The following is a 12,682-nucleotide window of genomic DNA, read 5'->3' on the forward strand; positions in this document are numbered from 1 at the left end:
ATTAATTTGATGGCTTCAGCTTTAAATTCTGTGGTGTAAGTCTTGTGTTTCTTGCTCATGGTAAACTCCTGATGAGTGTGTTTAGTTTACCAAGTTAAAACCTCCTGTTTTTTCAGCACACATCACTCAAGGAGCTGCGCCTGCACGGCATGGCCACGGCCTGGGCGGAGTTGACTGCGCAGGGTGAGTCGAACACAGCCTCGTCCAAGTGGCTGCTCGAACACCTGCTGGAACAAGAGCACACAGATCGCGCCATGCGCTCGGTGAGCCACCAGATGAACATGGCCAAGCTGCCGATGCACCGCGACCTGGCCGGCTTCGACTTCAGCGCCTCCAGCGCAGACGCTCGTTTGATCAGCGAACTGGCCAGTCTGGCCTTTACCGACACCGCGCAGAACGTGGTGCTGATCGGTGGGCCTGGCACCGGTAAAACCCACCTGGCCACTGCGCTGGCCGTGTCCGGCATCACCCGGCACGGCAAGCGCGTGCGCTTCTACTCCACGGTCGATCTGGTCAATCTGCTGGAGCGCGAAAAGCACGACGGCAAAGCCGGGCGGATCGCCCAAGCTCTGCTGCGCATGGATCTGGTCATCCTCGACGAACTGGGTTATCTGCCCTTCAGCCAGGCCGGCGGTGCGTTGCTGTTTCACCTGCTATCCAAGCTGTACGAACACACCAGCGTGGTGATCACCACCAACCTGAGCTTCGCCGAATGGTCGAGCGTGTTCGGCGACGCCAAGATGACCACCGCCCTGCTGGATCGGCTGACCCACCACTGCCACATCGTCGAAACCGGTAACGAGTCCTATCGCCTGCAACACAGTAGCTTGGCGGCCCAGGCCAAGATCAAATCACGGGAGCGAAAGCGTAAGGGCGGCCAGGAACCGGAGGACGATGAGCCGTTCTGATTTCATGGCGACGACGGCCTGCTACATGGCTGCGTGTGGCAGGTCTTAAACAACTGAACTGGGCTAGCGAAGGAGTGGGGGCAACAGCAGCTGCGCTGGTAGACTTATCCACAGTTGCTGGTAACAAAATCAGCAATCCGCCCTGGGTCAAATTTCAATCGGCAGGGTGGGTCAATTTTCCATCAGCGCCAACACACTAAGCAACCATCAGAAAATTTTGACTGTACGCCAAAAAATTCGCATCTACCAGCATCTAAACAGGCGTTGTTGATTATCATAAAACACTGACACTGTATTATATAATCGTGCTTTTGTGTTATTTTTTTAATATTTACTGATTACGTACTTGCTTAACCACTCAGTTGCGCTAGAATTAATAGACGCGAAATTTAAATCTCTAATTTTCCAACACTTAGTAAAACCTCGTTTGCCATCCCACTACCATTGTAGGAGCAAATCAGGAGACATAAAAAATTAGCGGTAGCGTGCCTGGCCCTCTAGATAAGTATTGGAGACTGTAATGAAGTTTGAAAAGTCACAGACAGCAATCGACCACCTGACTCCCGAGCAACACCGAATTACCCAGGAGGCGGGCACCGAAAGGCCCTTCACGGGCGAGTACAACGACAACAAGGAGCCTGGCATCTACGTCGACATAGTGTCGGGAGAGCCACTGTTCGCTTCGACGGACAAGTTCGATTCGGGTACTGGCTGGCCCAGCTTCACCAAGCCGATCGTTTCGGCAAACGTGAACGAGGTGCGGGACAGCGCACACGGCATGGTCCGGACGGAGGTCAGGTCAGTACACGCAGACAGTCATCTCGGCCATGTGTTCCCCGATGGTCCTTCCGACCGCGGCGGTCTGCGGTACTGCATCAACTCAGCGTCCCTTCGCTTCATCCCGCGCGACGAGATGGAGTCCGAGGGATACGGTGAATATCTCGATCAAGTAGAGGAGGCTTAACATGCATCAGCGCGCTGTTCTCGCAGGAGGATGTTTCTGGGGCATGCAGGATCTGATCCGCAAGCGGCCCGGCATCATCTCGACCCGTGTGGGTTACACGGGCGGCGATATTCCGAACGCCACGTATCGTAATCACGGCACGCATGCCGAGGGGATCGAGATTGTCTTCGACCCGACAGTGACGAGCTACCGGAACATCCTGGAATTCTTCTTCCAGATCCACGATCCGACGACGCTGAACCGCCAGGGCAATGATCGTGGGCTCTCCTACCGGTCGGGCATCTATTATGTCGACGAGGAGCAGAAGCGCGTCGCCGAGGATACGATCGCCGATGTGGATGCCTCGGGGCTGTGGGATGGCAAAGTGGTGACCGAGGTCCAGCCGGTCGGCGAGTTCTGGGAGGCCGAGCCCGATCACCAGGATTATCTGGAGAAGCGCCCGGGCGGCTACACCTGCCACTTCGTCCGTCCCGGCTGGGTGCTTCCGAAGCGCCAAAAGGTTGACGACGTACAGCCAGCGGCCGGGACCGCGGCGGAATAGGCTTCACTGCCGTTGCCACTGCGCCGGTCCGGTCCGCAATCTTCGTGACCGCGTCGTTCAGCGACGCGGTCATCGAACCCTACTTCAGAGTGACGGCTCGTTCCAGTCAGTCGCCATCGCAACACCAGGATCGCAGATTTATGCCAGACCTCTCGTCCTTTCCGATCACGCAGCGCTGGCCGGCATCTCATCCCGATCGCCTGCAACTCTACGCAGCCCCTACGCCCAATGGCGTCAAGGTCTCGATCATGCTTGAGGAGACTGGCCTGGCGTACGAGCCCCACCTGATCGACATCTCGAACAACGAGTCGAAGGATCCGGCGTTCGTGTCGCTGAACCCGAACGGACGCATACCGGCGATCATCGATCCGGCTGGCCCTGACGGTAGACCCATCGCCTTATGGGAATCCGGTGCGATCCTCCTCTATCTGGCCGACAAGACGGGTCAGTTCATCTCCACCGAACCAGGCCAGCGTTACGAGACCCTAGCGTGGGTGTTCTTTCAGATGTCGGCCATCGGGCCGATGTTCGGACAGCTAGGCTTTTTCCTGCGATTTGCCGGCAAGGACTATGAGGACAAGCGACCTCGGCAGCGCTTTGTTGATGAATCCAGGCGTCTTCTCGGGGTCCTGGATCACCGGCTGGAGGGCCGCGAATGGATTGTCGATGATTACTCGATCGCGGACATTGCGACGTTTGGCTGGGTGAATGCGCTGGTCGAATTCTACGCAGCGGGCGACATCCTCGGCCTAAGCAGCTATTCGAACGTGCAGGCATGGCTCGAACGCGGGCTGGCGCGACCGGCTGTACAGCGTGGCCTGCGAATTCCTGCGAGGCCTGCATGACCATTATCGCCGCATATTATTACAACGAAGGTAAGCGAGTCCGTGAAATCAGGCTCGATGAGCACGTCGAACTAAACGAGAATCGCTCGGGCTTCTGCTGGATCGCGCTTAGCGAGCCCACCGCAGACGAACTCAGCGCGATCCAGACGACGTATAACCTCCATCCTTTGGCGATCGACAACGCCATGCACCCGCTGTGCCCGCCCAAGCTCGAGGTCTACAACGATGAGTTGTACGTCGTCGCCCAGACCGCCGAGCTGGTCGGCGACCGGATCAGCTACGGCAAGATGGCGATCTTCACCGGTCACAATCACCTTATCACCGTGCGGCACGGCAATGCCGGAGCGCTGGGCAAACTTCGGGAGCAACTCGAGGCATCGCCGACGCAGTTCGGCAAGGGTGTCGACTATGTGCTGCACGCGATCTTGCACCGAGTGGTCGACCAGTATCTGCCCATCTTCGAAATGATCGAGGACGACGTCCTGGCGATGGAGCGACGGTCGCTGCACGATTTCCTCGGGCCAGAAGAGGTGGCGCGAATCTTCGAACTAAGGTCCGAACTCACGCGGTTCCAGCGCACGCTCGGGGCTATGGCCGAGCTGGTGCGAAAGCTCGTTCGCGGCCACTTTCCCTGCATCAGCGCCGAAATGACACCATATTTCCACGACGTCGCGGACCATGTCCACCGCGTGCAGTCCATGGTCGACGGCCTCCTGCTTGTCCTGTCCACGGTCTTCGAGGCCAGCAGCCTTCTGGAAGCGCAAAGGATCGGTGTGGTCACTCGCCAGCTCGCGGCCTGGGCGGCGATCTTGACGGTCCCGACGGCGATCGCCGGAATATATGGCATGAACTTCAAGCACATGCCGGAACTGGACACGCCATATGGCTACTTCGTCGTGCTCGGAGTGATAGCGGTGTTCTGCCTTCTCCTGTTCATGCGCTTCAAGAAGGCCAAGTGGCTATGAGTAACGCACTTCGCGAGCTTCTCCGTCCGCCGAGTCACAGCGCGCTTTGTGCGCGAGCGTGTCCAATCCAGTTCAAGATGAAGGTGCTTCCATGACCTCCCAGGTGACCGACGTTCTAGAAGCAGTCCAGTCATTCATCGCCAACGGCTATGACCGCGAATACCGCGTCAAGGACGGCAATCTCGTCGATCTCGAACTAGGGTCAACCCTCGATGCATGCAGCATTCGCGTCGATGCGGCGTTGCGCCTCGAGAGCGGGGACGACGGCGAAGATGCCTCCAACATCTACGCGATCACCGATCCGGCGACAGAGCATAAAGGCCTGTTGATCGACGTGTTCGATGAAATCTGCTACCGCGACCCAGTTCAAGAGTCGGGACCTCAATGTAGAAGAAGTTGACTAACGAGCATTCGCGTCATCCGATCAAGCAAGCTGGAGACATTTATGAAAGCCATTGGTTACAAGGTTCCGGGACCCATCGCCGCGGATGCCGCGCTGGTCGACATCAATCTGCCTCGGCCTGTCGCTGCAGGATACGATATCCTGGTTGAGGTGAAGGCCGTCTCGGTCAACCCGGTCGACTACAAGGTCCGCAACAGCACGCCGCCGGCAGATGGCGATTGGAAGGTGCTGGGATGGGATGCCGCCGGGATTGTGCGCGAGGTCGGCCCCGACGTCACGCAGTTCGAGTTAGGCGACGAGGTCTATTATGCCGGATCGATCACACGGCCCGGTACCAATGCGGAGTTCCATCTCGTCGACGCCCGGATTGTCGGTCACAAACCTGCGTCGCTCTCCTGGGCGGAAGCGGCGGCGCTGCCGCTGACGACGTTGACGGCCTGGGAGGCGATGTTCGACCGCCTGGACGTGGCGAAGCCCGTACCCGGTGCGGCGGAGGCGATCCTCATCATCGGTGGCGCGGGCGGGGTTGGGTCGATCGCCGTCCAGATCGCGCGACAGCGCACGGACCTCACCGTCATCGCCACAGCCTCTCGACCGGAAACCCAAGAGTGGGTAAGAGGGCTTGGAGCTCACCACGTCATCGACCATTCTCGTCCGCTCGCGCCACAGATCGCCGAACTCGGCATCGGTGCTCCCGCTTTCGTCTTTTCGACCACACATACCGAGCAACATGTCGCCGACATCGCCGAACTGATCGCCCCACAAGGACGGTTCGGACTGATCGACGATCCCAAGGCATTCGATATCATGGTTTTCAAGCGCAAGGCGGTGTCGATCCACCACGAGCTGATGTTCACGCGGTCGATCTACGGCACGCCCGACATGAATGAGCAGGGCGAGATTCTGGATGCGATGGCAGCGCTGGTTGACGACGGCAAAATCCGCACGACGCTGACCCGGCGACTGTCGCCGATCAATGCCGCCAATCTGAAGACGGTGCATGCACTGATCGAAAGTGGCGCGGCTAAAGGCAAGATCGTCCTCGAAGGCTTCTAACGACCGCGATCGCCAAACATCTTGTCCAACCTCAAAAAGCCGAACGGGTTATGCCCCAGCGATGAGAATCCCATGACCAAATCTATTGCCACCGCCTCGATCAACCGCGAAACCGCAGTCGCCCTCATCGACGCGGCGCTCGCTGCGGCCCGTGCCATCGGCATCCCGGCTGCCGTCGCCGTCGTCGACGCCACCGGTAACCTGCGCGCGTTCGAGCGCACCGACGATGCGCCGTTCCTTACCGTCGATGTTGCCATCGACAAGGCCTGGAGTTCCGCCTCGTTTGGGTTCCCGACCCATGTCTGGAACGACTATGTGACCAACGATCCAAAAGTGGCGCCGCTAGCCTATCGCCCTCGGATGGTCGCTGTCGGCGGCGGTTATCCGATTCTGGAGGATGGGAAGTTGATCGGCGGCATAGGCATCTCCGGAGGCAACTATCAGCAGGATCAGGATGCGTGCGTCGAGGCACTCATGAAAATCGGGTTCCAGTTGCCAGCCTGACGACTGTGAGGCCATCACCGGTGGTAATGGCCAACAGATCCAACCTTTGAGAGGCCTAATGATGGAAGCGTTCGTCGTCTTTACGCGGGAAGAAACCAGCGACCCACATGCACTCGCAACCTATTCTGCAGGCGTCGGACCATCGTTCGATGGTCACGACGTTACCTTTCTCGCCGCTTATGGCGCGATCCAGCATTTGGAGGGGCCGCCCATCGAAGGGGCCGTAATCTTGCGTTTCCCGACGATGCAGGCCGCTCGCGACTGGTATGACAGTCCCGCCTACCAAACCATCGCTGCTCAACGCTTTGCCGGTTCCCGTTACCGCGCCTTTATCATTGAAGGGCGGCGGTGACATACCGACAGAAGCACTTCGGCGCTGACCACGAGGTATCGGCGTGTGAACTCGCATCTTGGGAATCTGTGGGGGGGACCAAGACAGCGGCGCTAGGGGCTCATATCGTCGATCGGATCAGAGAGTTGCTCGGCGAGAATGGGTTATCTATTGCCGAGCTGACGGAGCGGAGCCGCCCTCTCCCAACGGATTGATTCAATCGTTGACGCTCCTCCTATCCGGATCCGGGTTTTCGCACGCTGATCAACAGAGTTACAGCGCGCAACGCCTGTAGTGGGCATCAGGGGATGGGTGGCAATCAGGATGATTGCCCACCTTCCAACGATTAACCTTGCTCAAGTTGCTTCACTAGTCGCTCCGCGTCGAGATGGAAGTCCGAGAAAACAATGCTACCGCCAGCGTCGATAACCGTAAACCACGGAGTTCCTCGTGTGCGGTAGTCTTCCATGAAGGTTGGAAACGGCGAGCCGGTCGGTTGCTCGTCGTGACCGAAAACGATAGGAAGCTCATACTTGAGCTGGTTCACGCGCAACTTCTCGAAGGTATTCTCATGCGTTCCTTCGAAGACGGTCTGGATCACTGCGAACCCCACGTCTTTTGAGCTCAACGCTGCATGCAACTTTTGTAGCGTCGGAAACCCATGCAATTGGCAACCTTGGCACCAATGCTGGAAGGCAAACAAGATTTTCGGGCCGGGCCCGATATCTGACAGTTTGAACGGCGCGATACTTTCCCCATCTTTGCCAATCCATTTTTGCACCCGCAGCTCAGGCGCTTGTCGTTCGATCTCGTTCATCTGATCCTCCAACCCCGATACAGAAGCTTAGTGGATGATCGCGCGTCGCGACGGTGCGCGAACGTCCGACCTTATTTTCCCTATTTCCTGAAGCCAGAATAGATCAGATCGACATTTCGTCCTTAATATACTCAAGCTGCCGGCGAGCGCGAACTGGGCAACCATGCGCTGGTGAGCCTTGAGCTTTGCACGCTGCCCATCCGTTTGAGAGCGAACCTGCAACTTCCGCTCCGCATACCGCAGATCAGCGTACGCAGCCTTGGGGTTATCTACCCTATAGCCATTGGGTATTGGGAATCATGCTGGCCTGACGCTATGTTCGATACGCGATTTTTTACGATGATAGAGCATCTGTATCTGATTTTTAGTCGATTGGCTTATTCGGCGGATGTGCGGGCAAATGCTTTACGCAGAGTACTGAAATGAAGGCCGGCTTCGGTCTGCCGTATCGAGCAAGAGGGGTCACTATGGTCACCAGAGGTTTCACCGGTCGCGGTTCAGGCGACCAGTCCGATCGGATTCCGCCAGGTCAGCATCTGGTGGAGGATTTCCCTGTTCTGTCGGCCGGCCCTACGCCGAGGGTAGAGCCCTCCGACTGGAAATTCACAGTCAAAATTGGTCCGAAGCCCGTCAAAACGTGGAATTGGGGCGAATTCAACACTCTACCAAAGACCCAGGTGACAAAGGATATTCACTGCGTCACCTCTTGGTCCAAACTGGATACCGTTTGGGAGGGTGTACTCATTGAAGACATCCTTGCAGATGCAGAGCTTGATCGGCCTACCGATTTCGTCTTGGCGCACTGCTACGATAATTATTCGACAAACGTCCCTCTGACGGATCTGCTTTCCGGGAAAGCGATGGTCGCCCTCAGTTATGCGGGCAAGCCACTTTCCCGCGATCATGGGGGGCCGGCGCGTCTTCTAGTGCCGCACCTTTACTTCTGGAAATCCGCCAAATGGGTGAATGCGCTGCAATTCACGACGCGTGACGAGGCCGGCTTTTGGGAGCTGCACGGCTATCACATCTACGGCGATCCGTGGCGCGAACAACGATACACCCATGACTGAAAACGAAGCGCAAGTCCGTTCGTGGCAATCATGCGTGATCGACGACATCATCCAGCAAACACCGAGTATCAAGAGCTTCTTCCTTCGGTTGAGCAAGCCGTTCGCGCACACCGCAGGTCAGCACGTCGATATCCGGCTGACCGCGCCCGACGGCTACAGTGCAATGCGCAGCTACTCGATCGCGTCATCGGCAGTTTCGACCCCGATCGTCGAGATAGCTATCGAGCGCATGCCGGATGCCGAAGTTTCGCCGTTTTTTCACGACATCGCGGCGATTGGTGACGAAATCGAAGTTCGCGGTCCGCTCGGTGGCCATTTCCTTTGGCCTGAGCCTGCCATAGATCCGGTTCTGTTGATCGGGGGAGGCTCCGGCCTCGTGCCGTTGATGGCAATGATCCGGCAGCGCCGCGCATTGGCCCAAGCCGTTCCGACAGCGTTGCTCCTGTCCGCACGAACCGCCGAGGACGTTCTCTTCTCAGAAGAACTTCATTGCATCGAAATCAGCGATCCGGCGTTCGTCCTGGCGCTCGCGATTACGCGCGAGAAACCGGTTCGCGCATCGGACTTTGCGCGACGGATCGACGGCATGATGGTCCAAGAAATTCTAACCAGGCTTCAGGGAAAGCCGACGCAAGTGTTCGTCTGCGGGTCTAACGGATTCGTCAACATCGCAACCGATAGCGCGCTGCTGGCGGGCTTGGACGCCTCCATCATCAAGACGGAGCGCTACGGGGGCTAGCGGCGCGAGCTATCTCACGTCGCGCCGATCGTAGACGTGCGCCCTGGGAAGCTTTGGCGATCAACGTGAACCGTTTTGCCGAACACAGTCTTCGTACCCCCCGGCCTCTAGAACGCCTTCGCTCGCGATACCTGGCTCGACATCAAGCTCAATTTGAAAGTTCCTGCACTATCCGTCGTCCTGATATGCTCGACCAGCATGATGGGCGATTCGAGCGGGACCGCTTCCGTCCCAATCGAGGCTCGGTTACCTTAGAGCATCGGCTCGGCGCTACAGGAGGCGCGTGCGGCCTCTGCCTGGCGGTGAAAGCACTTTGGGCCATGTCGCCTGGATAGCGGCCAATCGTCAGCATCTGCTCCGATGTCGGCCAAGGTGCAGTCGCCATCTTTGAACGCCGCGAATTGGAGATCAACGCCATGACAGCGATCCGCGTGCAACTGCCGGAGATGCAATATGACAACTGATGTATTGCTGTACACCACGAATTGGTGCCCGTTCTGCCGCCGAGCGAAGGCGCTCCTCAAGGAAAAGGGCGTGCGATGGAAGGAGCTCGATATTGAGGCGGATCCGGCTCACCGGCAGGCCATGGCGGAAGCGTCGGGGCGAAGCTCCGTGCCGCAGATCTTCATCAATGGCACCCTTATCGGTGGCTCCGATGAGCTATTCGCGCTCGATGTCAGAGGCGAGCTCGACAAACTTCTCGGGCGCAACCCGCCTGCCACCTGAGGAGGTGCGGCTTGGGGCAGCCAGCCCGCGAGCCTTCGCCGGTTGATGAATACAAAAGGAGAGTCCGTTGGTCTCAGCCATCTGGAAAGACACTACTATCGCCACAAGCGACGAAACAGTCATCGTCGAGGGAAATCACTACTTCCCACCGTCAGGAGTCGACCTGAGCCTGCTTGAGATGAGCCCGCACACATCTGTCTGTCCGATCAAAGGCGCCGCGCGCTTCTTTCATGTTCGCGCGGGTGACGCGCTCAACGTGAACGCCGCTTGGACCTATCCCGCCCCCACTCCGGATGCCGAGGGTATCCGGGATTACATCGCTTTCTGGAAAGGCGTGGACGTTGCCTAGCAGACTGGACGGACGACTTCGCTGATAGCCATGCGGGCGCCGACATCTCAATTATCCTGCCCACCCCGGGCCTCGTCGGCTGCAGGAATCTGCCCGGCACCTTAGCGCGACCCGGCACTGGCGGTCTCGCACCCGCCGCGCCTCTGTTCTATCAATAAGGATGGATGACATGGAGCATTCCGAGTTCGATGCCGCTTTCGCGAAGCTTGCGGAGGGATACAGAGAAGGGACTTATGAAGGCCGGCGTTTCAGCTTGATCGTCCGGCGATCTGGGGACGGACGTCGCAACAGTCTGTTCGCCAGGGAGTTGGACGGGACTGACATTGTCAGCTTCAACCTCTTCCGCGTTACATCAGATAGGACATTGTTGAAGCCGTGCGAAATGTCCGCCGAAAAGGTCGTAGCGTTCGTGCTGGAGTTCCGACCGGACACCTGACGGGCAGAAGAAGATCCCGGCCAACCGGCGCGCCTGCGACGGCCGGCTATCTAAGGCTGCGCAAGCCTATAGCCGCAGCTCATTGCACTTCGTCTGGCGAGGAATTCAACATCGATACGTCGCCATCCGCGGGGATATCGGTACAGGCGCCCGTGTAAGCCAGATTGAGAAATCCTAAGCGATGACTAACACCAATGACGCCACCCTTCCGACACATTCTATTCTTGAGGAATGCACAGCGATGGCTGTCGTCAACGCTCTGAAGATTATTCTGAAGAACAGCTACGCGATCTACCTTAAGACAAAAAATGCCACTCGGGCGCATCCCGCCCCTACTTCAGGGACTTTCACTTGCTTCTCGCTCTGTCACTCACAGCATCGGCACGCCCATGACGCATGGTATCCAGGCCTCATAATTTTCCCATATAACCTTCTTGTCTTTTGCGCACCCAGAAAGACTCGAGGCTTTAACTGGACAGATGAGCCCTCGAGGGTAGTGTTCACCTGATTGGCTTTCTCATATCTGATGTTGATTCGCACAGTGTGCCAACCAGGTGATAGTTTCAAAAAACCTGCGCTTCAGAGCGAATTAGACGATCTTCGATAAGAGCGATCCGCCTCAAAATCCAAAACATCTAACATTGTCCTAGAGCCATATTTGTACCTAGTACTATGGCGCTCCCATTAACACATTTGATGATGCACAGAAAACTTAGCTCATGATAGCTTTCAGCTAACAGCTATTCGGAAGCCCGAAAGGATTCAACCGTTTAAGCGTGAACCGTCGATTATAAATACTTTCGTAAGTTAGCTTTAAAGGACGCTTTTAGTCCTTGTAAATACGCATTACGACTCCACAGCTACCAAATCCATACGGCGCCAGCAACCATTAAAACACCCGACACTACTAAAACAATAGTAGAGGCGCGATTGCTGCCTTTCAAAGTATGACCAACACCCACATCCATAACTAGGTGTCGAATTCCGGCTACGAGATGATAAATAAATGAAGAGTATACCAACCAGAAACTAACTTTGCCGAAAGGTGAAGAAAAAATCTCCTTGACTTCATTAAAACCCTTTTCTGACTCCAACGATTTGCTCAGCATATACAGTATCAGTCCCAGAAAAATAAAGAGCATAATTCCTGAAATCCGGTGCAGAATCGATGTAAGCGCCGTGAGAGGAAGCTGAATGGTTCGAATATCAAGATTAACCGGCCGCTTTTTATTCATTTTGACTCCAGTCAACAATTCTAGTGGGGGATTTCAGTTTTCGATCTCATTCATCATAGCAGCTGTAACAAAAATAAAGAAGCATGGACGACTCTCAATGAGTTTATTTCGCTATGGTTTAGACTATGTTCAAATGGCGATTCAGCGTTTAATTGGTTTTGGGAAAAAAGAAGAGTTTAAGGAAATTTTGGCAATTTTAAGAAGGCAGAATCCTGATAGGATAAGGGTTCTGTGAAATTTGTCGTGTACAGAGAAATTTTTAACAAATAAATGCTCAATGCCTACTTTACTCAATGTCGACCCACATTCACCATGGCAGAAAGGCACATGCGAAAATATGAATGGTTTAATAAGGCAATATTTACCTAAAGAGATTGATTTAAATCAGGCAGATCAGCATTATTTAAATCAAGTTGCCATGTCACTGAATACTCGTCCTAGAAAAGAGTTAGATTGGCTTACACCATTAGAGAAGTTTGCTCAAATTTTTGATTATCATAAGGCTTTTGAAACTGGCGCTCCTCATGTTTGAATTCGCCTGTTTGTGCATTTTCATTAGTTTTAGTACGTGAAGGACAAAAGTTCACGACTCTTGATTTGTTGCTTATAGTCTGTCTAATTGTATTTTCTTACCTATCATTCAAATATTGGTACATTCCGTTATGGAATTTTAAGGCAAATAATTCGAAATGTGACACTTAAAGGTATGATAATCATGTGCTCGAATTACCTATTTCCAAGTAAAAGAAATTTGATGCTTTTGGGTGTCGATACTAGCCAGTTCGATCTTGAG

General features: G+C 55.5%; 16 protein-coding genes and 3 pseudogenes. 17 read left to right on the top strand and 2 right to left on the bottom strand.

Annotated features, from left to right (window positions below; all coding sequences use genetic code 11):
* The first annotated feature begins 149 nt into the window (after window positions 1–149).
* The 9 genes from istB (at window position 150) to MF4640_RS16745 (ending at window position 6,538) form a co-directional block, all read left to right on the top strand.
* The gene (istB, locus tag MF4640_RS16705; protein ID WP_074964445.1) at window positions 150–908 is read left to right on the top strand and encodes an IS21-like element ISPst3 family helper ATPase IstB; all 759 of its coding nucleotides are present in this window, start codon (window positions 150–152) and stop codon (window positions 906–908) included.
* 520 nt (window positions 909–1,428) lie between these two features.
* A complete protein-coding gene (gene msrB, locus MF4640_RS16710) occupies window positions 1,429–1,872 on the top strand; it encodes a peptide-methionine (R)-S-oxide reductase MsrB (protein WP_003464965.1) in 444 nt (147 codons plus the stop codon).
* A gap of 1 nt (window position 1,873) precedes the next feature.
* The gene (gene msrA, locus MF4640_RS16715; protein WP_003464967.1) at window positions 1,874–2,413 is read left to right on the top strand and encodes a peptide-methionine (S)-S-oxide reductase MsrA; all 540 of its coding nucleotides are present in this window, start codon (window positions 1,874–1,876) and stop codon (window positions 2,411–2,413) included.
* Window positions 2,414–2,553: 140 nt separating this feature from the next.
* Entirely contained in the window at window positions 2,554–3,258 is a 705-nt protein-coding gene (locus tag MF4640_RS16720) for a glutathione S-transferase N-terminal domain-containing protein (RefSeq protein WP_005006007.1), read from the top strand.
* Window positions 3,255–4,223: a magnesium and cobalt transport protein CorA gene (locus tag MF4640_RS16725; RefSeq protein ID WP_002118270.1), complete on the top strand. Its 969-nt coding sequence runs from the start codon at window positions 3,255–3,257 to the stop codon at window positions 4,221–4,223. The genes MF4640_RS16720 and MF4640_RS16725 overlap by 4 nt, the downstream gene beginning before the upstream one ends.
* Window positions 4,224–4,314: 91 nt before the next feature.
* The gene (locus MF4640_RS16730) at window positions 4,315–4,623 is read left to right on the top strand and encodes a hypothetical protein (protein ID WP_005006003.1); all 309 of its coding nucleotides are present in this window, start codon (window positions 4,315–4,317) and stop codon (window positions 4,621–4,623) included.
* Between the two features lie 45 nt (window positions 4,624–4,668).
* Window positions 4,669–5,682, top strand: a complete 1,014-nt coding sequence (locus MF4640_RS16735; protein WP_002118279.1) for a zinc-binding alcohol dehydrogenase family protein — start codon at window positions 4,669–4,671, stop codon at window positions 5,680–5,682.
* Window positions 5,683–5,754: 72 nt separating this feature from the next.
* On the top strand, window positions 5,755–6,186 hold the full coding sequence (locus MF4640_RS16740) for a GlcG/HbpS family heme-binding protein (protein WP_005006001.1): 432 nt from the start codon (window positions 5,755–5,757) through the stop codon (window positions 6,184–6,186).
* A gap of 58 nt (window positions 6,187–6,244) precedes the next feature.
* The gene (locus tag MF4640_RS16745) at window positions 6,245–6,538 is read left to right on the top strand and encodes a DUF1330 domain-containing protein (RefSeq protein ID WP_010591688.1); all 294 of its coding nucleotides are present in this window, start codon (window positions 6,245–6,247) and stop codon (window positions 6,536–6,538) included.
* A gap of 325 nt (window positions 6,539–6,863) precedes the next feature.
* On the opposite strand, the gene MF4640_RS16755 is transcribed toward MF4640_RS16745, so the two are convergent.
* A complete protein-coding gene (locus MF4640_RS16755) occupies window positions 6,864–7,334 on the bottom strand; it encodes a TlpA family protein disulfide reductase (RefSeq protein WP_025467367.1) in 471 nt (156 codons plus the stop codon).
* 185 nt (window positions 7,335–7,519) lie between these two features.
* Between MF4640_RS16755 and MF4640_RS19920 the strand changes: the two genes are divergently transcribed.
* The 5 genes from MF4640_RS19920 (at window position 7,520) to MF4640_RS16775 (ending at window position 10,218) form a co-directional block, all read left to right on the top strand.
* On the top strand, window positions 7,520–7,645 hold the full coding sequence (locus MF4640_RS19920) for a hypothetical protein (protein WP_256380712.1): 126 nt from the start codon (window positions 7,520–7,522) through the stop codon (window positions 7,643–7,645).
* Window positions 7,646–7,801: 156 nt separating this feature from the next.
* A complete protein-coding gene (locus MF4640_RS16760; RefSeq protein ID WP_003464980.1) occupies window positions 7,802–8,404 on the top strand; it encodes a sulfite oxidase-like oxidoreductase in 603 nt (200 codons plus the stop codon).
* Window positions 8,397–9,143, top strand: a complete 747-nt coding sequence (locus MF4640_RS16765) for a ferredoxin reductase (protein WP_002118292.1) — start codon at window positions 8,397–8,399, stop codon at window positions 9,141–9,143. Before MF4640_RS16760 ends, MF4640_RS16765 begins: the two co-directional genes overlap by 8 nt.
* A 453-nt stretch (window positions 9,144–9,596) precedes the next feature.
* Window positions 9,597–9,869 (top strand): glutaredoxin 3, encoded by a 273-nt coding sequence (grxC, locus tag MF4640_RS16770; protein WP_005005995.1) that lies wholly within the window; start codon window positions 9,597–9,599, stop codon window positions 9,867–9,869.
* A gap of 67 nt (window positions 9,870–9,936) precedes the next feature.
* Complete coding sequence (locus tag MF4640_RS16775) at window positions 9,937–10,218, top strand: DUF427 domain-containing protein (protein ID WP_003464986.1); 282 nt, start codon at window positions 9,937–9,939, stop codon at window positions 10,216–10,218.
* Window positions 10,219–11,514: 1,296 nt separating this feature from the next.
* Here the strand turns inward: MF4640_RS16775 and sdhC are convergent.
* The gene (gene sdhC, locus MF4640_RS16790) at window positions 11,515–11,889 is read right to left on the bottom strand and encodes a succinate dehydrogenase, cytochrome b556 subunit (RefSeq protein WP_005005993.1); all 375 of its coding nucleotides are present in this window, start codon (window positions 11,887–11,889) and stop codon (window positions 11,515–11,517) included.
* A 70-nt stretch (window positions 11,890–11,959) separates the two neighbouring features.
* On the opposite strand from sdhC, the pseudogene MF4640_RS16795 reads away from it, so the two are divergent.
* The 3 pseudogenes from MF4640_RS16795 to MF4640_RS19785 form a co-directional block, all read left to right on the top strand.
* A pseudogene (locus MF4640_RS16795) lies at window positions 11,960–12,124 on the top strand (IS4 family transposase); the annotation flags it as partial.
* Between the two features lie 63 nt (window positions 12,125–12,187).
* A pseudogene (locus MF4640_RS16800) lies at window positions 12,188–12,421 on the top strand (transposase); the annotation flags it as partial.
* Between the two features lie 183 nt (window positions 12,422–12,604).
* Window positions 12,605–12,682: pseudogene (locus MF4640_RS19785) on the top strand (DUF159 family protein); the annotation flags it as partial.

It is taken from the genome of Acinetobacter sp. MF4640, assembly GCF_002018895.1.
Classification (GTDB): Bacteria; Pseudomonadota; Gammaproteobacteria; order Pseudomonadales; family Moraxellaceae; genus Acinetobacter; species Acinetobacter johnsonii.

Excerpts from the sequence above, each read along its gene's own strand:
- istB (WP_074964445.1), top strand. The coding sequence starts at position 150 with ATGGCCACGGCCTGGGCGGAGTTGACTGCGCAGGGTGAGTCGAACACA.
- msrB (WP_003464965.1), top strand. The coding sequence starts at position 1,429 with ATGAAGTTTGAAAAGTCACAGACAGCAATCGACCACCTGACTCCCGAG.
- msrA (WP_003464967.1), top strand. The coding sequence starts at position 1,874 with ATGCATCAGCGCGCTGTTCTCGCAGGAGGATGTTTCTGGGGCATGCAG.
- MF4640_RS16720 (WP_005006007.1), top strand. The coding sequence starts at position 2,554 with ATGCCAGACCTCTCGTCCTTTCCGATCACGCAGCGCTGGCCGGCATCT.
- MF4640_RS16725 (WP_002118270.1), top strand. The coding sequence starts at position 3,255 with ATGACCATTATCGCCGCATATTATTACAACGAAGGTAAGCGAGTCCGT.
- MF4640_RS16730 (WP_005006003.1), top strand. The coding sequence starts at position 4,315 with ATGACCTCCCAGGTGACCGACGTTCTAGAAGCAGTCCAGTCATTCATC.
- MF4640_RS16735 (WP_002118279.1), top strand. The coding sequence starts at position 4,669 with ATGAAAGCCATTGGTTACAAGGTTCCGGGACCCATCGCCGCGGATGCC.
- MF4640_RS16740 (WP_005006001.1), top strand. The coding sequence starts at position 5,755 with ATGACCAAATCTATTGCCACCGCCTCGATCAACCGCGAAACCGCAGTC.
- MF4640_RS16745 (WP_010591688.1), top strand. The coding sequence starts at position 6,245 with ATGATGGAAGCGTTCGTCGTCTTTACGCGGGAAGAAACCAGCGACCCA.
- MF4640_RS16755 (WP_025467367.1), bottom strand. The coding sequence starts at position 7,334 with ATGAACGAGATCGAACGACAAGCGCCTGAGCTGCGGGTGCAAAAATGG.
- MF4640_RS16760 (WP_003464980.1), top strand. The coding sequence starts at position 7,802 with ATGGTCACCAGAGGTTTCACCGGTCGCGGTTCAGGCGACCAGTCCGAT.
- MF4640_RS16765 (WP_002118292.1), top strand. The coding sequence starts at position 8,397 with ATGACTGAAAACGAAGCGCAAGTCCGTTCGTGGCAATCATGCGTGATC.
- grxC (WP_005005995.1), top strand. The coding sequence starts at position 9,597 with ATGACAACTGATGTATTGCTGTACACCACGAATTGGTGCCCGTTCTGC.
- sdhC (WP_005005993.1), bottom strand. The coding sequence starts at position 11,889 with ATGAATAAAAAGCGGCCGGTTAATCTTGATATTCGAACCATTCAGCTT.